At 39.0% G+C, this 24,399-nt stretch carries 17 protein-coding genes; 10 read left to right on the top strand and 7 right to left on the bottom strand.

Annotation, left to right across the window (positions count from 1 at the left end):
• Positions 1-225: 225 nt before the first annotated feature.
• The 4 genes from AAW12_RS06320 to AAW12_RS06305 all read right to left on the bottom strand — a co-directional run bounded on the left by AAW12_RS06320 (position 226) and on the right by AAW12_RS06305 (position 4,458).
• On the bottom strand, positions 226-1,512 hold the full coding sequence (locus AAW12_RS06320) for a citrate synthase (RefSeq protein WP_046672763.1): 1,287 nt from the start codon (positions 1,510-1,512) through the stop codon (positions 226-228).
• 190 nt (positions 1,513-1,702) lie between these two features.
• A complete protein-coding gene (locus AAW12_RS06315) occupies positions 1,703-1,948 on the bottom strand; it encodes a hypothetical protein (RefSeq protein ID WP_046672762.1) in 246 nt (81 codons plus the stop codon).
• Between the two features lie 126 nt (positions 1,949-2,074).
• Positions 2,075-3,082 (bottom strand): SPFH domain-containing protein, encoded by a 1,008-nt coding sequence (locus AAW12_RS06310; protein ID WP_046672761.1) that lies wholly within the window; start codon positions 3,080-3,082, stop codon positions 2,075-2,077.
• Between the two features lie 5 nt (positions 3,083-3,087).
• Complete coding sequence (locus tag AAW12_RS06305) at positions 3,088-4,458, bottom strand: hypothetical protein (RefSeq protein ID WP_046672760.1); 1,371 nt, start codon at positions 4,456-4,458, stop codon at positions 3,088-3,090.
• A 335-nt stretch (positions 4,459-4,793) separates the two neighbouring features.
• On the opposite strand from AAW12_RS06305, the gene AAW12_RS06300 reads away from it, so the two are divergent.
• The 3 genes from AAW12_RS06300 (at position 4,794) to AAW12_RS06290 (ending at position 7,668) form a co-directional block, all read left to right on the top strand.
• Positions 4,794-5,156 carry a BlaI/MecI/CopY family transcriptional regulator gene (locus tag AAW12_RS06300; protein WP_046672759.1) on the top strand — a complete coding sequence of 121 codons (363 nt, stop codon included), beginning with the start codon at positions 4,794-4,796 and terminating at the stop codon, positions 5,154-5,156.
• A 4-nt stretch (positions 5,157-5,160) separates the two neighbouring features.
• The gene (locus AAW12_RS25355) at positions 5,161-7,371 is read left to right on the top strand and encodes a TonB-dependent receptor plug domain-containing protein (RefSeq protein ID WP_053003543.1); all 2,211 of its coding nucleotides are present in this window, start codon (positions 5,161-5,163) and stop codon (positions 7,369-7,371) included.
• Positions 7,372-7,473: 102 nt separating this feature from the next.
• A complete protein-coding gene (locus AAW12_RS06290; protein WP_156167566.1) occupies positions 7,474-7,668 on the top strand; it encodes a hypothetical protein in 195 nt (64 codons plus the stop codon).
• 110 nt (positions 7,669-7,778) lie between these two features.
• On the opposite strand, the gene pth is transcribed toward AAW12_RS06290, so the two are convergent.
• From pth to AAW12_RS06275, 3 genes are all read right to left on the bottom strand, one after another.
• A complete protein-coding gene (gene pth, locus AAW12_RS06285) occupies positions 7,779-8,342 on the bottom strand; it encodes an aminoacyl-tRNA hydrolase (protein ID WP_046672757.1) in 564 nt (187 codons plus the stop codon).
• 80 nt (positions 8,343-8,422) lie between these two features.
• Positions 8,423-9,019: a 50S ribosomal protein L25/general stress protein Ctc gene (locus tag AAW12_RS06280; protein ID WP_046672756.1), complete on the bottom strand. Its 597-nt coding sequence runs from the start codon at positions 9,017-9,019 to the stop codon at positions 8,423-8,425.
• Between the two features lie 531 nt (positions 9,020-9,550).
• Complete coding sequence (locus AAW12_RS06275) at positions 9,551-10,507, bottom strand: ribose-phosphate pyrophosphokinase (protein WP_046672755.1); 957 nt, start codon at positions 10,505-10,507, stop codon at positions 9,551-9,553.
• 810 nt (positions 10,508-11,317) lie between these two features.
• On the opposite strand from AAW12_RS06275, the gene AAW12_RS06260 reads away from it, so the two are divergent.
• The 7 genes from AAW12_RS06260 (at position 11,318) to AAW12_RS25350 (ending at position 24,384) form a co-directional block, all read left to right on the top strand.
• Positions 11,318-14,332, top strand: a complete 3,015-nt coding sequence (locus tag AAW12_RS06260; protein WP_046672754.1) for a DUF2723 domain-containing protein — start codon at positions 11,318-11,320, stop codon at positions 14,330-14,332.
• A 148-nt stretch (positions 14,333-14,480) separates the two neighbouring features.
• Positions 14,481-15,881: an APC family permease gene (locus AAW12_RS06255; protein ID WP_231585216.1), complete on the top strand. Its 1,401-nt coding sequence runs from the start codon at positions 14,481-14,483 to the stop codon at positions 15,879-15,881.
• Positions 15,882-16,127: 246 nt separating this feature from the next.
• Positions 16,128-16,694 carry a bifunctional pyr operon transcriptional regulator/uracil phosphoribosyltransferase PyrR gene (gene pyrR / locus AAW12_RS06250; RefSeq protein WP_046672753.1) on the top strand — a complete coding sequence of 189 codons (567 nt, stop codon included), beginning with the start codon at positions 16,128-16,130 and terminating at the stop codon, positions 16,692-16,694.
• 96 nt (positions 16,695-16,790) lie between these two features.
• Positions 16,791-17,729: an aspartate carbamoyltransferase catalytic subunit gene (locus AAW12_RS06245; RefSeq protein ID WP_046672752.1), complete on the top strand. Its 939-nt coding sequence runs from the start codon at positions 16,791-16,793 to the stop codon at positions 17,727-17,729.
• Positions 17,730-18,110: 381 nt separating this feature from the next.
• Entirely contained in the window at positions 18,111-21,149 is a 3,039-nt protein-coding gene (locus AAW12_RS06240; RefSeq protein WP_046672751.1) for a tetratricopeptide repeat protein, read from the top strand.
• A 6-nt stretch (positions 21,150-21,155) separates the two neighbouring features.
• The gene (locus AAW12_RS06235) at positions 21,156-22,898 is read left to right on the top strand and encodes a TonB-dependent receptor (RefSeq protein ID WP_046672750.1); all 1,743 of its coding nucleotides are present in this window, start codon (positions 21,156-21,158) and stop codon (positions 22,896-22,898) included.
• A 40-nt stretch (positions 22,899-22,938) separates the two neighbouring features.
• Positions 22,939-24,384 carry an SPOR domain-containing protein gene (locus tag AAW12_RS25350; RefSeq protein WP_053003542.1) on the top strand — a complete coding sequence of 482 codons (1,446 nt, stop codon included), beginning with the start codon at positions 22,939-22,941 and terminating at the stop codon, positions 24,382-24,384.
• Positions 24,385-24,399 lie beyond the last annotated feature (15 nt).

Below are 24,399 nucleotides of genomic sequence, written 5' to 3'. Positions count from 1 at the left end.
GAGACCAATGAATACGCAAACTTAACGAAAAACAGGGAATTTAGATAAGGAAAAATTAAAATATACTTAACAAGTAGATTATCGTGACAATAACGTAACGACGAGGCATCCTATAGTGTTCGGGCGGATGGTTTCGGACAGCTGTAAAGTCCTCCATGTTAGTTCGGATAAAAATATAAAAGCATCCCCGAGGGATGCTTTTTAAGGATATAAATCGAAATCGGATTAACGATTTGAAAATTCAACGTAGTCGCGTTCTGTGTGGCCAACGTATACTTGTCTAGGACGACCGATAGGCTCTTTGTTTTCACGCATTTCTTTCCATTGTGCAATCCATCCTGGTAGACGGCCTAAAGCAAATAATACGGTAAACATATCTGCTTTGAAACCTAATGCACGGTAGATGATACCTGAATAAAAGTCAACATTCGGATAAAGTTTTCTGTCGATGAAGTATTGGTCATTCAATGCTGCTTCTTCGAGTCTTTTAGCGATATCCAATACCGGATCTTGAACGCCTAATTTTTCCAAGATGTCATCACATGCTTTTTTGATGATCTTAGCGCGAGGGTCGAAGTTTTTGTAAACGCGGTGACCGAATCCCATCAGACGGAAAGGGTCGTTTTTGTCTTTTGCTTTAGCAAGATATTTTTCAGCATCACCACCATCATTTTTAATGGCTTCTAACATCTCGATTACAGCTTGGTTTGCACCACCATGTAATGGTCCCCATAATGCATTGATACCCGATGCAACAGATGCATAAAGGTTTGCATTGGATGAACCGACGATGCGAACAGTAGATGTCGAACAGTTTTGCTCATGATCAGCATGTAAAATCAACAATTTGTGCATGGCATCAATCACCACAGGATCGAATGTTTTTTCATCATTCACTTCTCCAAACAGCATGTTTAAGAAGTTGTCAATGTAACCAAGGTTGTTTTTTGGATAAACGACAGGATGACCCAACGATTTCTTTTGAATCCAGGAAACGATCGTAGGCATTTTTGCCAAAAGATTGATGATCGTTTGATCCTCTTCTTCGTCAGTTAAGTTTGGATTTAAAGATTCTGGGTAAAATGCCGATAATGCGCCTACTAAACACGAAAGCTGGCCCATTGGGTGAGATTTGGATGGGAATCCAGCGAAGAAGTTTTTCATGTCTTCGTGAATCATCATTTGCTTTTTGATGTCAGCTCTGAATTTCTCCAATACCTCTTTTTTAGGAAGTTCTCCATAAATCAACAAATAAGCAACTTCCAAGAAAGTCGATTTCTCCGCCAATTGTTCAATTGGATATCCTCTATATCTCAATATGCCTTTTTCACCGTCAAGGAAAGTAATCGCACTTTTCGTTGCACCTGTATTTTTGTATCCTGGGTCTAACGTAATAAATCCGCTTAGATCTCTTAATTTGGAAATATCAACTGCTTTTTCATTTTCAGTACCGACAATGACCGGAAGGTCATACGAAGTGCCGTCTAAATTTATAGATGCTTTATCTGACATGTTTATATATTATCTTATATCTGATTTGTTATGCTAATCTCACAAATTTAACTATTTGATATTTAAAATTGAAAGTTCTTTTGGAATTAAAATGACATGACTGCGTCATTTTGGATAATATTCACGAATTATTTACTTAAATAAGCAAATAATTTATTCAAATTTAACATTATCTTATTCTGCAAAAATATCAATCTATTTTTCGTTGCGCAACCTTTCCTTTGTCTTCGTAGTTGCCGTGTTTGCCCGATCCGAAAAAAGGTAGTATGACAAAACAAACCAGAATAATGGACGTTAGTGTCAAAATTCCTGTAGTCCACAATATTTTGCTGAAGTTTTCCGCCTCCAATAGCTTAATGCCCCAAAGTCCCAAAAGGAAATAGGTGGCAACGAAAAGGATCACCAGTGTGAATAATATGCCGAATATATATTTCATAGCTGAATTAATTTATGGGTTGTGAATGGATTGACCTCAGTATATTGAGCTGAATCGTACCGATTTACATTTTAAAAGGTCTCATGGGATAGCTATCACTTTTAAGGTTGAATCTCCCGTAATACACTAGATTTTATTGAGAATCTGTTTTTTTAATGTGTCGAATTCTTCTTGGGTAATGATATTCTCACGAAGCAGCAGCTGCAGCTTTTGGAGTTTCTCGACAAAGTCACCCTCTTGCTGAATATGATCTTTGATCTCCTCTTTTTGAAGGTCGAATTGCTTTCCGAGTTCCATACCGACTCCCAGTTGTGCACCTACACCTGCAATTCCGCCTTCATTTTTAGCTGCGTCGCGTAGTGCCCGTAATTTTTCTAATTCAACATAGCTCAGACCTGCCTGTAGTGCTGCTTGATTTTGTGTGCTTAAATCGGCGATTTCTCCAATTCTTCGTTGTGTATTGGCATCAAATTGAGTTCCTAGGATTTTGAAATCCGTAATGTCGAGGCCAAGATCATTAAAGTCTTGTGTAACCGCGGTCTTGATGTCGTTGGAAAGTAATCCCAGTTGACTGTCAATCTCATTGTAACCCAGTTTCTTTTGTGCAATCTGCGCAATAATTTGTTGGGGGATCCGATTATTGATGATGTCTTGAATATCAGCTGTGCTAACCGTATTTTGATTAGCCACAATGTTTTTATAGAAATGTACCGGTTCCTTGATGAGGTAAGAGAACGTACCATTCAAGCCAATTTCTATCGGTAAATTGTAATGGGGGTCGATATATTTAATAGGTGTTCCCGTTCCCCAAGATTGATTGACAATAGCGGCTGTACGGAAAAAGTAAATGTAGAGCTTATGTTCTGATTCAAAGTTTTGCCGCAAACGTGCTAAAGTAGTAAAGAATGGATGGTTGTCCGTTTTCAGATTGTATGTACCTGCCTCGGTCAGCAAGTTTTCACCTTTTCCTTCGTAGACGAGGATGCAGCCCTGCCCTGGAGCAAGGATCAGTTTACTGGAATTTTTGATCTCATTCCTTTCAGATGGAAATTTATACCATAATAAGCGGGGATCCTGGTTTTTCCACTCAATGACCTCAGAAAGCTGGTTGTTAAAAAGATTAAATAGTCCCATAGTGTTTAATTTAGTGTGTCGAATTTGGGGTTATACCCTTCAAACTTGTTGATTTGTTTGCCATTATTATCAAAATAATAATAGTTGCTCGCGTCTTTTACAATAAAACCATCCTTTAACAGGCATCCATTTCCATAAATGGACTTCAGGTCTGTGCTGATCGTTTTTTGTATGGCCCCCGTTGTTATATCCAGCAACTGGATCTGTATGGGATCGTCCTCAGCAGGTGTTGGTTTATACGCAATGAGAAGTGTTTTGTCATTTTGAGCAACCACTACGGGCTGGAAGTAAAGTCTGCCCGGTGTAAAGTCTTTGAAACTGATCAGACGGGCTCCTTTAAATTGCCATGGATTTATCAAGACCTTTTTGTATGGATCGCGGTCGGTAAAAATACCTGATCCGCCGTAATCCTTATCCCAGGAAAAGCGTGGGCTATCTTTTGGAAACCCATATTGATATTGGTAACTGTACTGGATCAACTGGATTTTTTCTTCTGGATAATAACTGGATTTGCTTGAAAAGGTAAAATCCGTTTTTGTTGTTGGGTTGGGCAGCTTTTTCCTTCTTTCATCGTACAGCTGTTTATCGGGAATAGATTTGTTAATTAAGGGGTAATAAGCTAGGTTTTGTCCTTCATTGTTGACAATTTGATAGGCAGAGCCATAGTCTTCGTATTTAAATTCAACTTTAGCGATGCCCGTGCTTAAAGATGGAGCATCTTTTACATAGTTCTCTAGGACACTTTTATAAGTGAGCGTATTTCTGTCTAGCTGATAAATGTATTTGGATTTGACGATGATATAAAGATGCTGATCTTCAAATACCTGAAGTTTTACGTCGCTGCTCGACAGTTCGACGGGAGTTTCCATCAAAGTCTTAACCCATTCTTTCTTACCTGTTTTTGGATCGAAGAGTCCAATATACACCTTATTGTCCTTGCCTTCGTCCATTCGACCCCTGAAGGTTCCGACATTACCGACGACGACGATATGTGGCGTATTATCTTTATCCAAAAATAGCGTGTTGCTTGCGTAATTCCATTCCAGCGGTTGGGCTTCTTCTTTTTTCTCTGCTGTATTGGAAGTGCTGTAAGTTGAATAATTAGGCGCTGGCTTTTTGGAAAATAGAGCACTTAGGGCTCCAATGACAAACATCAGCGCAATAAAGCCCACAACAGCAAATAATACAATCCGTATGGCTTTATATTGATCTTGGTTGTTGCGTGGGTAGTTATAGTTGTGGTTGATATTGATGTCATCACTATCCAGAAAAAATTCAGTTCCACAGCTGTCGCATTTGTAATAATCGGGGCGTAATGTGGTAATTTTTATACTGCCACAATGCGGACATTTGATCGCTTTGATATTTTTAGCCATTTATCTTTCTTGTATTTGTGTTAAACCATCTCCTTTTGGAGTGAACGGTGCGACTGATTGCTATCAATTTTACACAGTGAATATCCTGTTCTTTCCATTGATGAAGCGATTTATGAATGAATTTAGAATTAAAATAAACGTATAACAAATTTTTTGCCAGCTAACTTATATTCGTCGGATTTGAGTTTAAATGCGCAGGAAATGAGCTATTTCTTTTTTTTAAGGGGTTACAAAGTCCCTATTTGCGTGAAGATCACAAAGGGGATAAAAAATATTTTTGGTATTTACGAATTATTCGTAGATTAGTAGTAGATTAGAAAAAGGAAGATAAAGACATGGAAAAATTAACAGCACAGGAAGAGCAGGCAATGCAATCGATTTGGAGCCTCAATGGAGGTTTTATAAAAGAGATCTTGGATAATGTAAAAGGTGAGAAGATGCCTTATACGACTTTGGCTTCGACAGTAAAGAATCTGGAGCGCAAGGCTTTTGTGAAGGCAGTACGCTATGCCAATGCCAAACGCTATGAGCCGATGGTGAGTGAGGAAGATTATAAGGCTAAGTTTATGAATTCCTTTGTGGGCGATTATTTCAAAAATTCCTATAAGGAAATGGTTTCCTTTTTTGTACAGGAAGAAAAACTGACCGCCGATGAGTTAAAGGAGATTATGGACATGATTAAGCATAATAAATCTTAATAGCATGGAAAGTCTACTAACCTATATTATACAAGTCAATCTGTTGTTGGGTATTATCTATCTGGGATATATTGGACTATTGAAAGGCTTGACATTCTATTTTTTAAATAGAGCCTACTTTTTAGTGGGAGGACTATTTGCTTTTCTGTATCCATTTTTGGATTTAAAGTCTTTGTTTGTACAGCGTGGATTGAATATAGGGGTGGTAGGCGAGCAGATTTCGCTTTATATGATGGAACCGGAGGTTCAACGTCAGCTGACGTTAGGAAGGTTGGTGGAAATCGTTTTTGTGGCCGGTGCCGTTTTATTGTTCTTAAAATTTGTATTCCAATTAGTGAGTTTATTACGGATCCATCTGAATTCGACGTCCGATCAATGGCGGACGTACCTATTCCGGAATGTCCTGATTCCTATTGTTCCATTTTCGTTTTTGAATAAAATCTATGTTAACAAAGACCAGCATCTGGATGCTGAGCTAAAAGATATTTTTAAGCATGAGGATATTCATGTGAAAGGCCTTCACAGCTTGGATATTTTATTGTTTGAAATGATATTGGTGTGTTGTTGGTACAATCCTTTCGTCTGGCTCATGCGCAGGGCCATTCGCCAAAATTTGGAGTTCTTGACTGATCAACAGGTTCTCGATAAAGGAATTGACAAGCAGACGTACCAATACAGCCTATTGAATGTGTCCAAAAAGGGCACTTCAGTAGGATTGAGCAATCAATTTAATTTTAAACTTTTAAAACGTCGTATTATGATGATGAACAAGAAGCGATCATCGAAAATAGAGCTTAGTAAATACGCCTTTCTTTTACCCATATTTTTGTTGACGGGAGCAGCATTTACAGTAAGTAAAGCGGAGGGTAGTATTGAGGGGGTAGTTGAGAAGGCAAATGAAACTGTACTGCCTATTCCGTTGCCAACAGTTGATTTAAGATCTCAGACAGATCAATCAAATATGAAGGCTGCTTCGTTAACGGATACTTTGGCTAAAGCAAATCAAGTGGAGACAAAAGATTTTAAGGAAATCAAGAGATCCGCTATTGATTTCTCTAAAGATCAAAAGTATTTTGTGGATAATAAATTGGTCTCTAAAGCGGAGTTTTTGGCTATTCCTGAAGGAAAATTGGCAAAGTACTGGTTTTCGAATGATAGTGATCTGATCAAGTATCGGACGAAGTCTTCAATCGATATTGCTGGCGGAGCAATTTTGGCCAATACTGTCGAGATGCAACAACATTCGGATATAGCGCAAAAGAAATTACGCTGTGTTATGAATGGTATTGTGCAGGAAAAAACTTTTACTGTAGATGATATCGATCCAAATGCTATAGCGTCAGTCTCGGTATTACAAGGTAAGGCTGCTATTGATAAGTATGGTGAGGATGTTGGAAAAGATGGCATCCTTGAAGTGAAATTGAAAGAAGGAGCTCATATTGGTAAAGACGCGACTAGATTGAAAGGAAATACTATTGGGATAGAGGTTCGTGCCAATGCAGACCCTAGAAGTGAACCGCTTTATATTGTGGAAGGAAAGGAAGTTAATTCAACCATTATGTCTGCCATTCCGGGGACGGAAATCCAATCGATTGATGTGATTAAAAATAATGCTGCATCAATATATGGCGAAAAAGGGAAGAACGGAGTTATTCTTGTTAAGTTAAAGAAAAACGGTTCACCAAAGATCACAAATCAGACCCTTACTTTTACTTATGATAAAAAAGAAGATGCAGGTAACGTTGACAAGATGAAGGTGAATGGAAACCTCTCGGAAGTTGTTGTAATGGGGTATAAAAAAGAAGATGCGAACGAACCCGAGCTCAAGGGCCGAGCGCAGGGAATCCCTGGAAATATCATCGGATTGACAGATGATGGATCTGGAAAAGTCGCTGCCCGTAATATTAAATTTCGCGGAGTTCATGGAGCTAAGGGCAATCCACTATTTGTTGTCGACGGAGAAATTGCCGCAGACAAAAAAATCAAAGATTTGGATCCGAATACAATTGATAACATTACGATCTTAAAAGATCAAAATGCTACTGCACTATATGGTGATCAGGCGGATAATGGCGTCATCATTGTGAACACCAAGTCTTATGTAAAGGAACACCCTGAAATATCTTCTGATGTAAAGGACCGTCTATCGGGAAAAGTGAGAAAAGTAATTAAGACTGAGTTGGGGAAGGAACAAGGTGAAACGGTTAAGAAATAGACAAGGTCGATACAATAAAAGTACAAGAGTTACACAAGAAAAAGCCGATATATTCGGCTTTTTCTGTTTATGGAGTTGTTTTTTTGTGAAAACGAAAGGGGTATGACAACATTATCATTTCAAATAGAATCTTCTGAAGTAAAAAAGATTAAAGCGGTACTAAAAGCACTAGGTGGTACGAAAATAAAAATTGAGTCTGACGATGAATTTTCAAAATTAAATGATCGCGTGAAAGAAGCTAGGGCTGAGAAGGAAAGAGGCGAAAGCAATCAGGTATTTAAAATATTTTGGCGGTGAAATTTGGAGTAGGGCGATCAATGAGAGAGACCGCCTTATTGATGAAATTTTTGAAGAATAGATGTCTGTCATTTTGATCCAGGCACTGGGACATTAAAACGACAAGTAGCTTATTTTGTATTCAGATTTGTCATGGTCAGCTCGATGCCGATATTGATAAAACTCTGGATCATTTTTACAGAATGGTCAATTAAAGCCGGTAGTTCAGCTTGTTCCTCTTTGTCAAAAGGACCTAGTACATAATCTACTTGTCTACCTTTTGGGTAATTATTGCCAATACCGAAACGTAAGCGCGGATAAACCTGTCCGCCACAAAGCTGTTCTATGGATTTAAGTCCGTTATGACCGGCGCTGCTTCCTTTGGGTTTCATGCGTAGCGAGCCAAATGGAATGGCCAGATCATCTACAATCACCAATACATTCTGAATTGGAACTTTGCATTGTTGCATGTAGTAGTTGACGGCCTTGCCACTTAAGTTCATGTAAGTTGTAGGTTTAATCACAGTAACATTGTGCCCCCGTTGCTTAAATTCGCTATAGTAGGCCAACTTGAGCAAGGAGAAACTGGCGCCAGCCTGTTTAACCAGCTCGTCGGCAACCATAAAACCAATATTATGTCGTGTATCGGCATATTCACTGCCAATGTTGCCTAATCCAACGATAAGATAATTCATGCTGCAAAAATAGAAATTTAATAAACAAAAAAAGCACCGAATTTCGGTGCTTTCTGTAGTATTTTAAAATCTTGCTCAGATTATTTTTTACCACCTTTAGATGCTTTAGCAGCTTCTTGTTCAGCTTGACGCAATGCACGAGACATGATTACTGATACGATTGTATCATCAGCATTGTTCAATACTTTTGCGTTTTCCAATTGAATTTGACCTACACGAACTGATTTACCAACTTCTAAAGATTCCATTGGTACGGCAATTTCTTGTGGCAAGTTTGCTGGTAATGCTTTTACGCGTAAATTACGTAATTTTTGAACTAATTTACCTCCCATTTTAACACCTGGAGAAGTTCCTGTTAATTTGATAGGGATATTTAATGATACTTCTTTATCATCAAATAATTCTAAAAAGTCAACGTGTGTAACTAAATCAGTTAATGGGTGGAATTGTGCGTCTTGAACGATAGCTCTTTTAGTTTGACCGTCAATGTTTAATTCAACAATGATTACGTCTGCAGTGTAAAGAACTGGTTTCAAATCAGCTGCGGATACAGAAAGAGCTGTTTGCTCTGTACCACCGTAAAGTACTGCTGGTACTAAACCTTGGTAACGCAATTCTTTTGCATCTCTTTTCCCTACGTTCTGTCTTACAGAACCGCTAATAGCAATTGATTTCATCTTTTAATTTTTTATAAATTTGAGGTGCAAAGATAATCTAATTTCTGATATTATCAAAAAAATACCACCGCTATTCGTTCGGGAACAGGCACTTATTCCATGTTTTCGATTTTCCATGTTCATGACTAAGCCTGTTCATGGCGACTTGTTTACCCTAATGTATGACCAAATTGATACCACTTCCTATATTAAAACTGAAATAAGACTCTTTTAGCAGGGGCATAACAAGGGGTTAACAGGGATTTACCCCTGTTATACCCCTGTTAACCCCCTGCTAACCCCCTGTTATATCCCTGTAAATCTCCTATCGTTATAGCAGTTGATAGCAACCAATTGCTAACTTACTCTATTGGATAAAAATGGGCTTTTCGACTGTGATTAAAAGATAAGTGCCACGCGAAGAGTGTTTTTAAATCTTTGTTGTTTTTTTGAAAGGGCGGAGGTAGGTTGTGCAATATAAAAAAGACCTTGGCCGTTGAGCTGAATGCTTTCTGTACCAAGGTCCAATATCTAGAATCTAAAACGCAAAGATTATTCTACTTCAAATAAATCAGAGATTGAAGAGTGTTGATTTACACTTGTGATTGCTTTTGCAAATAAATCAGCCGTTGATAATACTTTGATTTTGGTCGATTGTTTTGCTTTTTCCGGATCTAATTGAATGGTATCGGTTACGATCATTTCTGACAATACGGAGTTTTCAATTGTTTCATATGCCTTTCCGGACAACACCGCATGTGTACAAACTGCTCTGACAGATTTTGCGCCATTTTCCATGATTAACGCTGCAGCTTTTGAAAGTGTGCCTGCTGTATCACAGATGTCATCGATCAAAACAACGTCTTGACCTGTTACATCGCCGATAATAGACATTGATTCGATTTCATTTGCGCGTTTACGACGTTTGTCACAGATAATAACTTCTGCATTGAAAAATTTAGCAAAGGTACGCGCTCTGTATGAACCGCCCATATCTGGAGAAGCAATCGTTAGATTCGGAAGTTTTAACGATTTGATGTAGGGAACAAAAATGATAGAACCATCCAAATGATCAACAGGAATATCGAAAAAACCTTGGATTTGTGCTGCGTGAAGGTCCATCGTCATGATGCGGTGAATGCCAGCTGCAGTCAATAGGTTGGCAATCATTTTTGCGCCGATAGCAACTCTTGGTTTGTCTTTACGATCTTGTCTTGCGAAACCAAAGTAAGGGACTACCGCTGTGATATAATGTGCTGAAGCTCTCTTCGCTGCATCTGTCATCAACAATAATTCAAAAAGATTGTCAGTAGGCTGGTTGGTAGATTGGATGATGAATACATCGCTTCCGCGAACTGATTCATTGTAGAATGGTTGAATCTCACCATCGCTAAAACGCGATAATGTTTTGTCTCCTAGTGGTTTCCCGTAAGATTGTGCGATTTTTTCGGCTAGTTCTGTAGTGCCAGAACCTGCAAATAGTTTAACCGTGTTGAATTGCAAAGGCATGGTTTTGTATATTTATGTTGGGTTATTGTATTGTCGTTTATTCAATATTTTTATTCCCTTACTATTTTTTAAAGTTAAACATTAAAAAAAATGGATTGTTTTCACAATCCATATACTCTTAACTTTAAAAGTTGTCCGACCTGGATTCGAACCAAGACAAACAGAACCAAAAACTGTCGTACTACCCTTATACTATCGGACAATGTCTCTAAAAAGTCAACGTTTCCGTCTTTTTCTTTTTGACGACGCAAAGATAGAGATTTGTTTTAAAAATCAAAATGTAAATTTAAAAAAATCTAAACCCTTTATAAATAATAAGCCTTGCATATAACGCAGAAAAGGCTTGCATTTGCAAGCCTTTTCTATTGTTTGTTGTCCGACCTGGATTCGAACCAAGACAAACAGAACCAAAAACTGTCGTACTACCCTTATACTATCGGACAAACAATTCAAAAATGTTCGTTATCGTGATGATGTCGTTCACATTTGATGATGCAAATATACGGACTATTCTTATTTCTGCAAATAAAAATGTGTTGTAAAGTGTATTGGAGCTGATTTTCAAATAAATAATTTTTGTTTGCTCCTGAAAATTCAGTGTGCTAACCTTTTTTTCGGTAAGGAGATCCCGTCAACAGGTTGTAAAGTGTACAAGTGCACTTGGACGTGCTTTCTTTGTCGCCAATATTAGATCGCGTAATGAAATTTTTTCAATTAATATGTGTTAAAAAATCAGAATAAAGTTCATTTCTTATTAACTTATCCTTATTTTCGAGCCGTATTAATAATACTTTTTACAGTTATCATTTTATGAACTATACTAAAATCAACAATCTTTTAGGATGGATATGTGCGCTAATTGCAACTGTAGCGTATGTCATGACTGCCGAACGATCGACGAGCTGGTGGGACTGTGGCGAGTTTATCGCTTCAGCCTTTAAACTTCAAATTGTGCACCAGCCAGGAGCACCTTTATTCTTAATGATTCAAAATATATTCTCAAACCTTGCCGGTGGGGATGTTACACGAATTGCTTTCTGGATGAATGTAGGGTCGGCGGTATGTAGTGGTCTGACCATTTTGTTTTTATTTTGGACAATTACAGCTTTAGCAAAGAAAATCGTTGTAAAGGGTGTTGATGGATCGTATACATCAACCGATTTAATCAAAATATTTGGCTCGGGCGCTGTTGGTGCATTGGCCTATGCCTTTACGGATACATTTTGGTTCTCAGCAGTAGAGTCCGAAGTCTATGCCATGTCTTCTTTATGTACAGCCGTCGTATTTTGGGGTATTCTAAAATGGGAAAATCATGCCGATGAAGCCGGTTCGGACCGTTGGTTGATCTTTATCGCCTATGTGATGGGACTTTCTATTGGGGTGCACTTATTAAACCTGTTGGTGATCCCGGCGATTGCTTTGGTGATTTATTTTAAACGTTCAAAAACTGTGACATCTTCGGGGGCGATCAAAGCCTTCTTAATTGGTGTAGTTGTTTTGGCGCTGATCTTATGGGGAATCATTCAATATACCGTTAAAGCGGCAGCCTATTTTGATCTGTTCTTTGTGAATAGTCTGGGAATGGGCTTCGGTACTGGATTTAACTTATTCATGATTTTAGCGGTGGCTCTTTTCGTATATGGGATCTGGTATTCAATCAAAAAGGTCAAACCGATGTTAAATCTGATTTTAATCAGTGCAGCATTTATCATTTTTGGTTACAGCTCTTTTGCCATGATTATGGTACGTGCCAAAGCAAATCCGACGTTAAATAACAGTGATCCGGATAATGCATTTTCTTTTGTAAGCTACCTTGGCCGTGAGCAATATGCAAGTGAGCCTCTTTTAAACGGACCTACATTTGATGCGCAGGTAGTGGATGCCGAACCGACCTACACGTACAGAAAAGATAAGGATAAGTATACAAAAGTGGAGAACGGCATGGATTATAAATACGATAAAACGATGTTTTTCCCGCGTGTCTACAGTTCACGGGATCAGGGACATATTGAATATTATCGTGATTACTTAAAAATTCCGGAAGGACAGTCGCCGACTTTTGGCGATAACCTGAAATTCTTTTTCAGTTATCAGATCGGACATATGTACGGCCGTTATTTCTTGTGGAATTTTGCCGGTCGTCAGAATGACCAACAAGGTCAGGGTTCGTTTACGGAGGGTAATTGGATCTCAGGTGCTAAACCTGTAGACCAAATGCATGTCGGTGGACAAAATGCCATTCCAGATTCATTGAAGACTGATCCTTCGAATAACAAATATTATTTCTTGCCTTTGATCATTGGTTTAATTGGTGCATTCTGGCATTTTGGAAAGAGACAACGTGATGCGGGAATTGTGGGGCTGTTGTTTTTCTTTACAGGATTAGCAATTGTTTTATATCTAAATCAAAGTCCACTTCAACCACGTGAACGTGACTATGCGTATGCAGGTTCCTTTTATGCCTTTGCGATCTGGATCGGGCTTGGGGTTTTCGCTATCGCGGATTATTTAAGCAAAAAAGTGGATGGTAAAGTAGCGGCCGGTGCTGCTACAGTAGCTTGTTTATTGGGTGCTCCGGTATTGTTGGGCTTCCAAAACTGGGATGATCACGATCGTTCGGAGAAAACAACTGCACGTGATTTAGCGAAAAACTATTTAGCATCTTGTGCACCGAATGCGATTTTATTTACTTACGGTGATAATGATACCTATCCTTTGTGGTATGTACAGGAAGTTGAAAATTATCGTCCAGATGTGCGTGTCGTAAACTTAAGTTTGTTGAGTTCGGACTGGTATATGCGCCAGATGAAGCAAAAAGTGAATCAGGCCGAAGGTTTACCGATCAATATCGATGATGAAAAGTTCAAAAAAGGCGTTCGCGAAGTGCTTTATTATCAGGATATGAAGGTTCCCGGGCATGTGGATCTGGACTTGATCATGCAGATTTTATTGTCTGACGACCAGAAGAACAAATTGGAATTGAGAGGTGGTAAGTTTGAAAACTTCTTGCCAACCAAAAACTTTAGCCTTCCGGTGAATAAAGAATCTGTTCTGAAAAATAATGTCGTTCCTAAAGCTTGGCAAGAATCTATTGTCGATACCATGAGCTGGACCTACAATAGAAATTATATCTCTAGAGCAGAATTATCAATCTTAAACGTATTGTTGAATAACGATTGGAAACGTCCAATTTATTTTGCGGCAACAGTTCCAAATGATAACTACCTTGGTTTAGATAAATATCTGGTCCAAGAGGGCTTTGCACTGCGTTTAATGCCGATTGCAACTCCTGCCGGGGCGGAAGGTACATTGGTTGATACACAGTCTGCTTATAAAGACATTACTACGAAATACCAATGGGGTAATATGGCACATGCTTCGTACCTGGATCCTGAATCTTACCGCATGATTACCATGATTACAAATACCGTAATGGGTGGTACAGCGACACAGTTGATGATGGAAGGTCATAAGGATGAGGCGCGTAAAGTCGCTGTTGAAACGTATGAGAAAATGCCAAAACGTGTTTATTTGATGCGCGATATTTTAGGCTATATTCCAATTGTCAATGTGTTGTATGAAACTGGTGAAACAAAGCGTGCGAATGAGATCGTAAACCGCAATTTGAAGTTTATGACCCAAAATATGCGTTGGTACCAAGATATTGCCCAAACGAAACCTGAGCTTGAATATTCCAATATTGGAACGGCTTTACGTGCTTTGGGAGCCTATAAGAGTATTTTAGCCTCTACTTCGGAAAAACAATTGCTACAGCAAGTGACCGATTTAGAAAAATCGTATAAACAACAGTATGGTGTTGAGTAACAATTAGAGACATCATCTTACCCAAAGGAGCTGCCCTTTACTACAGGCATTCGAAAAGGAGAAATACTTTTTGATGCGATGTAGGAAAGGGCAGCTTTTTTTGATTATTTTTTCTTAGCTTAACGCCATATAAAACCAAGCTTAAGTTATGATGAAACGTCAATTAAAATTGTGGGATGCAGTAATGCTGGTCATGGGGTCGATGATCGGAAGCGGTATTTTTATTGTATCGAGTGATATGATGCGGCAGCTGGGATCCGGATATTGGTTGGCGATAGTTTGGTTATTGACCGCATTGGCCACTGTTGCGGCGGCAATCTGCTATGGCGAATTGTCGTCGATGTATCCGAAGGCTGGTGGACAATATACCTATCTGACAGAAATATTTGGGAAGCCAATCGGCTTTTTATATGGCTGGAGCTTATTTACAGTCATTCAAACGGGGACTATAGCGGCTGTAGCTGTTGCTTTTGGCAAGTTTACGGCCTATCTCATCCCTCAGCTAAATGATGCAGCACCGTTATTTCAGCGTGGAGAGTTTAAGATTACCTGGATACAGATTGTTGCTATGGCTGTTATTATACTCCTTACCTTCATCAATACGAGAGGGATTAAGAGTGGAAAAGCTGTTCAATCTTTCTTTACCTCAGCAAAAATTATTGCCTTGATTTTACTGATTTTAGGTGGTTTGCTCTTGATTAAGGAAAATCATTTTTCAGAAAATATGGCTTATGGCTGGGATTCCTTCCAGAATTTAAAAGGTGCTGGCTGGTCGCAGATCTCGGGCGGCGTATTGATGGGGGCTTTGGCAGCGGCCATGGTCGGTTCGGTATTTAGCAGTGTGGCCTGGGAAAATGTCACGTTTGTTTCCGGGGAAATTGTCAATCCACAGCGTAATGTCGTTCGGGCATTGGTTATCGGGACGAGCCTGGTGATGTTGCTCTATATAAGTTGTAATTACATTTACCTGGCGGCTTTAAATCGAGAGGAAATTGCTTTTGCAGCCAATGATCGGGTAGCTATTGCGGCTGCTGAAAAAATATTAGGGCATAGCGGTACGGTAGCGATGGCAATTTTGGTTATGATCTCGACCTTTGGTTGTGTGAACGGACTTGCACTGTCTGGAGCGCGTGTTTTTCAGACCATGGCAAAAGATGGACTGTTTCTGAAACAGGCAATTCCCAATAACAAATATGATGTGCCTGCGCGATCGTTATGGCTTCAGGGAATCTGGGCTTCGTTACTTTGTCTAAGCGGACAATATGGCAACTTGCTGGATATGATATCTTTTGTTATTGTTATATTTTATATGATTACAGTGTTGGGGGTTATTATTCAGCGTGTACGAAGACCCGATTTGGATCGCTCCTATAAAACCTTCCTTTTTCCGATTACACCAATCTTGTACCTGTTGATCGGTACGGTCTTTTGTGTATTATTAATTATCTATAAGCCACAATACACCTGGCCCGGCTTTATCCTTGTATTAATCGGTGTACCGGTATATTTTTTCGCACGGAATAATAAACCTACCCAGCTCGACGAATAATCTCCATGTATAACATTTCGATGCTATGGAATTTGCTGTAAACGGTTGAAAAAGTGTATTGTATAGGACTGCAAAACCTGGTAATATACTCGGATAATAGCTTTGTAAATTTCCTTAAAACGAAGATATTCTTTGTTTAAATCACTTTTTGTTATTGTGCCAGTTGGATGCAACTATTGAAATTAATTGCCGTTCATAGCTTCATTTTTGTTAAAAAAAGTGTAGCTTTGCTCAAACATTCCCATAATGAAACAGTCGATTTTATTAGACGGACCAAAATTTCAAATCACAATTCAAAGACTATGTCGTCAATTGATTGAGAATCACGGTGATTTTTCAAATGCTGTCGTCATAGGTATTCAACCCCGAGGAACTTTCTTAGCGAGACGTATCGTCAAAGAGCTTGAACAAATGATCGGAAAAGAAATTTTAGTTGGCGATTTGGATATTACCTTTTATCGTGATGATTTCCGTACGAAAGGGAATACCGGTCCACTCTTAGCAAATAGCACAAATATCAATTTTATTGTAGAAGGTAAAGAGGTCATCTTTATAGATGATGTCTTATGGACGGGACGTACTATTCGTGCGGCAATGGATGCTGTACAGGCATTTGGCCGTGCAAGAAGAATAGAATTGCTTGTTTTGGTCGATCGCCGGTTCTCTAGACAGATTCCTATTCAGCCTGATTATATCGGAATACAGGTAGATTCTATTGATTCACAAAAAGTAATTGTTAACTGGAAAGAGTCAGAGGATCAGGATAGTATTATCTTGATTACGGAAAAAAAGACGTCAGCTAGCGATTCATAGCGGTGTTATGACCATATAGCTGAAGGTTATAGGTAACCTTTGGAAACAGGCACTTTCAATAAAAAATGATTAGTAAATATTTGAATATACTATAAAATGTCATCTGTAGCAGAACAATTAAGTACCCGCCATTTATTGGGGATCAAAGATCTAAATGAGAACGATATCCAATTGATCCTGGATACAGCAAGTAATTTCAAAGAGGTATTAAATAGACCGATCAAAAAGGTTCCTTCATTACGGGATATTACGATTGCCAACGTGTTTTTTGAAAATTCTACACGTACACGCTTGTCGTTTGAGCTAGCTGAAAAGAGGCTTTCTGCGGATATCGTGAATTTTGCAGCATCCTCCTCTTCCGTAAGTAAAGGCGAGACACTCATCGATACGGTGAACAATATTCTGGCCATGAAGGTTGATATGATTGTAATGCGACATCCCTATGCCGGGGCTGGGGTATTTCTAAGTAAACATGTTGATGCTCAGATTGTCAATGCAGGTGACGGAGCACATGAACACCCTACACAAGCTTTGCTTGATTCATTTTCAATTCGTGAACGCTATGGCGATGTCGCTGGTCGTAAAGTAGCTATTGTTGGGGATATCACACATTCACGCGTTGCCTTGTCGAATATCTTATGTCTTCAAAAGCAAGGTGCTGAAGTGATGGTTTGTGGTCCGACCACATTAATTCCTAAACATATTACCTCATTGGGTGTAAAGGTAGAGCATGATTTGAGAAAAGCGCTGAACTGGTGCGATGTTGCAAATATGTTACGGATTCAATTGGAGCGTCAGGATATTGCCTATTTCCCTTCCTTAAGAGAATATTCCATGCTATATGGATTGAATAAAGAGATTTTGGATTCTTTAGAGAAGCCAATTACAATTATGCACCCCGGACCAATCAATCGAGGGGTCGAAATCACATCGGATGTCGCGGACAGCGAACATTCAATTATTTTGGATCAGGTTGAAAATGGTGTTGCTGTGCGCATGGCTGTCTTGTATCTACTAGCAGGGCAACGCGGATAGTTGAAATTGGCTTCGCTCTGCGTTAATGCACGTGTGAGACTAAATAACACTGTTTTCTAATGCAACAATAGTATGCCTGACTTTATTTTTTGTCGGGCATATTTTTTGTGCAAAATTTCCGTTATAATACAGGATTATTCACAGATGTTAATAACTTTTGTGTAAAATAGCTCAATTAAAGTATAATTTAGTAAAATGAATAAAACTATCTCCCCAAGAAGTGGAGACTTGAATTGATTTTCAATAAATTTGGGGCTATCTTAAAGCCTTTCATGGCTGAGAAGCTTTTGATAAATTCGCCGGTTAAAGCAAATTTATCGCGGGTTGGAGGGAGATTCATTTACATTTGCAGATAAATAACATATTAAGGTTTCACATATTATGTATAAGAAGATTTACCAGGTGGGAGTTGCATTAACCGTTATGGCGACGCCAGCATTAGCGCAACAGACAGAATGGCAACAAATCAACAAGGCGTATAAAACAGGAATGGAATTGTATGAACGCGGAAAATTTAGTTCTGCTTCAGCCCAATTTGATCGCGTTGAAGCTTTGCGGACAAAATCCAACTTGCAATTGGACGAAACAGAGGAACTGTCTTTGTTGAAAGAGAACGTACGGTACTATCAAGCGGTTTGCGCACTGGAATTGGGCGAATCCGATGCCGAAAACCGTTTTCTGAAATACATTAAAGATTTCCCTGTCAGTGCAAATGCTAAAGCAGCTTATTTTCAAATCGGTAAATCCTATTATGCTAAAAAAGATTATGTTAAGGCCTTAGAGTGGTTTAACAAGATCGATAGCAAAAATTTAGCAGGTAAAGAAAATGTAGAATATCGCTTTAAATATGGATATGCTTCCTTTATGACAAAGGATTATAAAACGGCGAAACCATTATTTGAAGGATTGAAAGATCAAAAAACTGAATTTCAGGAAGCTTCCATCTATTATTACGCTTATTTATCGTATCTCGACGCAGAATATAAAACAGCATTGAACGAATTTGAACGTTTGAATGGATCCAAACAATTCGAAAATAGTTACCCCTATTATATCACTGCTTTGTATTTCTTGGATAAACGCTACGACGATGTATTGGATTATGCATTGCCAATTTTGTCGCGAACAAAACAAGAAAATGAAACAGAGATGTTCCGCATTATAGCGGCAACATACTTTATCAAAGGTGATTTAAAAACATCAAAAGAGTATTACGATAAATTCCAGGCACAAGATCAAGGTAAGACGCAGAATAATCAGGATAGCTACCAAATTGGTTACATTGCCTACAAATTGAAGGATTACGATAAAGCGATCGCAGAGTTGGAAAAAATGACCGAGCCTGACGCTTATTATCAGTCTGCGATGATTACCCTAGGTGATGCTTTCTTGAAGAAAGGCAATAAGCAATCTGCGCGTAATGCATTTTTCCGGGCTTCGAAATTGGATTTTGATCCGGCAATGCAAGAAGAGGGCTTATTCAACTATGCTAAGCTTTCGTATGAGTTGGAATTCCACCAAGTGGCTTTGGCTTCTACACAAGAATACTTGAAAACGTATCCAAAATCGAAACGTTTGGAGGAAGCGAAAACTTTACTTGCTGAAGTATTGTTGAGTACAAAAAACTACCGCGAAGCAGTTGATATTTTGGAATCTATCCCTAAACGTGGAAAAGAAGCAAACGCAGCTTATCAAAAGGTAACCTACTACAGAGGTTTGGAATATTATAACGAGCGCGCTTTTGAAAATGCAATTTCCCTATTCATGCGCTCCGAAGAGTTTCGTTATGACGAGGAAATTTACGCTTTAGCCACCTATTGGAAAGCGGAAGCAATGTACGAAGTTCGTAAATATGGTGAAGCGGTTACAAATTTCAATAAATTCTTACGTTTACCAGGAGCTAGCAAAACGGATGTGTATGGCTATGCCAATTATGCGTTAGCCTATGCGGCTTTCCGTAATGGTAACTACAGCACGGCGGCAAATTACTTCGAGCGTTTCTTAGCGTCTGGTGGTTCGAAAGGAATTGAAATGAATACACGTAATGATGCAATTGCACGCTTAGGTGATTCTTATTTCTCTTCGAAAAACTACGGTAGAGCATTAACAGAATACAATAAATTAATTTCCTCTAAAGCTCCTAGTCAGGATTACGCGTTATTCCAGCGTGGTATTATTCAAGGATTACAAGGGGATAATAATGGTAAAATTTCAACATTGAATGCTGTTATTGCGCAATTCCCGAGTTCGAATTATGCCGACGATATTGCTTTTGAGATTCCTTATACACGTTTCTTGATGGGAGAAAGTGATCAGGCAATTGCAGGCCTTCAAACAATGGTTGAAAAATATCCGCGCAGTAGTTATGTGCCACGTGCTTTGGTGACGATCGGTTTAGTTCAGTATAATCAAGATAACAATGATGCTGCATTGGCAACCTTCCAACGTGTAGTTGATCAATATGCATCAACAGATGAAGCAAGACAGGCCATGCGTTCCATTGAGAACATCTATTTGGACAAAGGCGATGCAACAGGATATATCAAATATGCAACGGGAACAAATTTAGGTGACGTTTCGAAATCTGAACAAGATTCACGTTCATTCTCGACTGCGACGACTTTATTCTCAAGAGGTAATTATCAAGGGGCGGTGGAAGCTGTAAATGCATATTTCGACAAATTCCCGAAACCAAATCAAGAGAAATATGCACGTTTTGTTCGTGCTGAAAGTAACGCAGCTCTGGGTAATACAGAAGATGCATTACATGATTACAATATTATCTTGAATGACTGGACGTCTCCTTATACAGAACGCACGTTGATTTCGGTTTCCAATTTATATTTGAAACAAAAGAAATATAACGAAGCGACACAGTTGTTGAAAAAACTGGAGCTTACTTCTGAGTATAAGGCTAACTATGGTTTCGCAATCAATAACTTAATGGTCTCTTATTTCCAGATTGGGGATTATAAAGAAGCATTAAATTATACCAATGCTGTCAAGAATTACGAGAAGTCTTCGGAAGAGGAGATCGCAAATGCTTTCTTGTATGCCGGTAAATGTTATGTGAAGCAGAATAAGAAAACTGAAGCCATGAAAGAATTCAGTTTAGCAGCATTGAAGAGCCGTACCGTCTTCGGTGCAGAAGCAAAATACAATGTTGCAGTTCTGCAATTGGAAAATAAACAATACGATGCTTGTATTAAGACAGCTATGGATCTATCTGATAATTTCTCTTCGTACGAATATTGGGTAGCGAAAAGTTTTATCACTATGGCAGATGCTTATGCAGGTAAGGGGGATACCTTCCAAGCAAAAGCTACACTTGAATCGATTGTGGATAACTATGATGCGAAAGATGATATTTTGCCAGCAGCAAAAGAACGTCTAAATAAATTGAACAACAAAAAGAAATAGGATACAATGAAGAAGTTGCAAAATAGAAACGTGAAGAAATATACTTTAGCAGCGCTTTTGATGGGCGTGGGATTGAATTCTTTTGCACAGGAAACAGGCAAGAAGAATGATCCTGAAAAACCGGTCACTATCGATTCTTTTGATGTTGTTCGTGATTATAAACCAATTCTTGCGGATGCTGTAAAAATCCGCCGCAGTCCGGATATGACCAACAAACGGGAATACCAACCCAAATTGTCCTACAACAATATTTTGGACAAGAAATTGGATATCAATACGGGTTTGAAACAATTGAATGTACAGGAGATTCCTTTTGCGCAACCTTTTGAGCATAGTAGCAACTATGTCAAATTTGGTATCGGTAACTATAACAGTATATTGGGAGAGGCTTATTTAGCTTCTGAGCAGTTTGAAAACACACGGTTTGGCTTATTTGCAAAACATTTGAGCCAAAAGGGTAATATTGATGGACAGAAGTTCAGTACACAGGATATCGGTATCTTTGGTCGCCGTGTATTGGATGCGGTAACCGTTAAAGGTACCATCGGATACAATCGATATGGAACGAATTTCTATGGTCAGACTTTTGATCAATCGGGAACAACTTTATTGAATACGACTCCGGATAAACAGACCTTTACAGATATCTATTTGAATGGCGAGCTGTCAAGTAATGTGGATCCAAAAAATGAGCAGGCATTAAGCTATTCCGCAAAAGTTGATGGCTATTTGTTTAAAGATGCCTACAAAGCCAAAGAAAATTCGATTGCATTATCCGGTTATTTGAATAAGCGTTTAAGTGCATTCAATGTTGGGGCAAATTTAAGCGTAACAATGAATAACGTGAAAGATAGCGCTGAGGTGAAAAATCATTTGGCGGTTATCAATCCATATATTCGTTTTAAGGGCGACAACTATAACGTAACCTTGGGTGCGAATTTAACTTCTGAATTTGGCGATAGCTCAAGATTCAATATTTTCCCATCAGTAGAGGCTGATTTTGCTTTGGCTCCTGAATACATCTCTTTGTTTGCCGGGATTAATGGTGGCGTAAAACAAGCTTCTTTCCGTAGTTTCGCTAAAGAGAATCCGTATTTGGCTCCTAACGCTAAAATGATCAACTCGATTGAGAAAATGAATGTTTATGCGGGTTTAAAAGGAAATGCCGGTGCAACATTTGGTTATAAAGTAAAGGTATTCTACAAGCAGATTGAAGGACTGCCTTTATTTAAAAATAGTGCATTTGGTGATAGTCAAAACGGTTATGTGCCTTGGGCTTTTGATGTTGTTTATGATGGCGTGATCAATAAGGCTAAACATATGGGATTGGAAGGAGAAATCAATGTACGTCTTTCACAACTGGTTAATCTGGGCGGAAAAGTGTATATAGACGATTATAAATTGAGTGATGAGGAAGAAGCATGGGGATTGCCAAAATTCCGTATGCAGGCGAACGCACGCTTCAATATTTCGGATAAATTTTTCGTAGATGCTGAACTTTCTACACAAGGCAATACCTATGCATATATCTATGATTATAACACAGATGGTAGCCGTATTGCCAACAGCGGGCATAAGGCAACAATAGGTTCATTTGCTGATCTTAATGCAGGCGCAGAATACCGAATCAAAAAACAATTTGGTATTTTCGTCAAAGCAAATAATATTTTTGGGAAAGAATACGAACGTTATATGTATTACCCAAGATTGGGCTTTAATGTAATTGGTGGTCTTAATTATTCGTTTTAACGAATTAAGATTATAAATTTGCATCTTAAAATAATGCGCGATGAATCTAGGCAAAAACATCAATAGTTTATTAAAACGTTATGCGGAAGTATACGTGCCCGGAATAGGTGTGTTCAAACGAATTCATTCTCCGGCTCAGTTCGATAAACAAAATAATGTGTTTTTGCCACCAATTTCTTATGTTGAGCTGGACTACTCTGCTCAACATGGATTTAATATTGTTCATTATATCCAACAACAGGAAAACTTGGGCCTCAATCAGGCGCAACAGATCTTATCGGAAACTGTTGAGAACCTGCGGGCTGATTTGGGGCAATTTGGACAAGTCAAATTGGATGATCTTGGCTTATTGATTAGTTATGGCGCAAGTTTAGTCTTCAAACCCTTGGATCTATCGGGATTCGACTTCCAGCCCGTTACAAATCTTGTTGCACCAGAAATTGAAACCGTTGTTTCGTCTTTGGAAGAAGCCAAAGAAGAAGAACTTACGAACTTAGTTGTTGAAGATGCCCCTGTTGTTGAAGAAGATCCTGTGGTGGAAGCTGATGATAACGTAGAGCCTGTCGAGGAGTCTATTTCGGATACGGCAGATCGAGACGAAACGATTGCGGTTGAAGAGGCGAAAGAAGAAGCTGAAACAGCACACGAGCCAGTCGTTGTAACGGATTCTGTAGTGAATGAGACTGTACAGGAAACTGAATTGGCAAATGATCTTAATGATGATGAAACCGAAGAGTCGCCATTAGCAAAAGGGGAAGCGGAGGAGCTTGAACCTGCAGATGCAGCTTTGATAGCTGATAGCAATCAATCGGTTACTCCAAAGGAAGAAATCGCTTCAAAAAAAGAAATCGGTGCTATTGCGTCGGCTAATGCCAACTCAACCTACGCACCAAATATCTATGAGGAAGAGCCGCGCAGTTCAAATGCGATCTGGTATTGGATGACTGGAATTATTGTACTGGCAATGGTTGCTGTTGCGGTCGTATACACCAATCCTGCGTTGAAGGAATCTTTATTCGGGTCGACCAAACCTGTTGTAAAAGCGGCAGATACCCTTGTTCAACAAAAGCCGATCATGCCTGCCGATACCTTGTCCAATACGCAAGCCGATAGTCTTCGGAAAATCGATTCTTTGGCTAAGCGCAATGTAGCCGATTCTGTTAAAAATGCAGCTGCTGTGCCAGCGACCAATGCTGCAGCAAAACCTCCGGTTCTGGAAGCAAATCCTGTGATTAAAGAATCTATTCCTGTAGCGCAGCCCAAATATCAATTGGTAATAGGTTCTGCAAAGACAATGGCACAAGCCGAGCAGGAAGCTAAGCGTCTTCGCGAAATGGGCTACAAAACGGCACGCGCTGTAGAGGGAAAATTTAAAAGAAATAGAAAGAAAATTATCTTGAACACCTACATGACAAAATCCGAAGCAGACCTCGCTAAGAAGTCTGTTGAGAAAAAGATTGAAGGTGCATGGGTAGAAACATTATAGAAACTATATAAAACT

The organism is Sphingobacterium sp. Ag1 (genome assembly GCF_000988325.1).
Classification (GTDB): domain Bacteria; phylum Bacteroidota; class Bacteroidia; order Sphingobacteriales; family Sphingobacteriaceae; genus Sphingobacterium.
The sequence above is the reverse complement of the archived record's forward strand: the minus strand, read 5'-3'. Positions and strand labels throughout refer to the sequence as shown.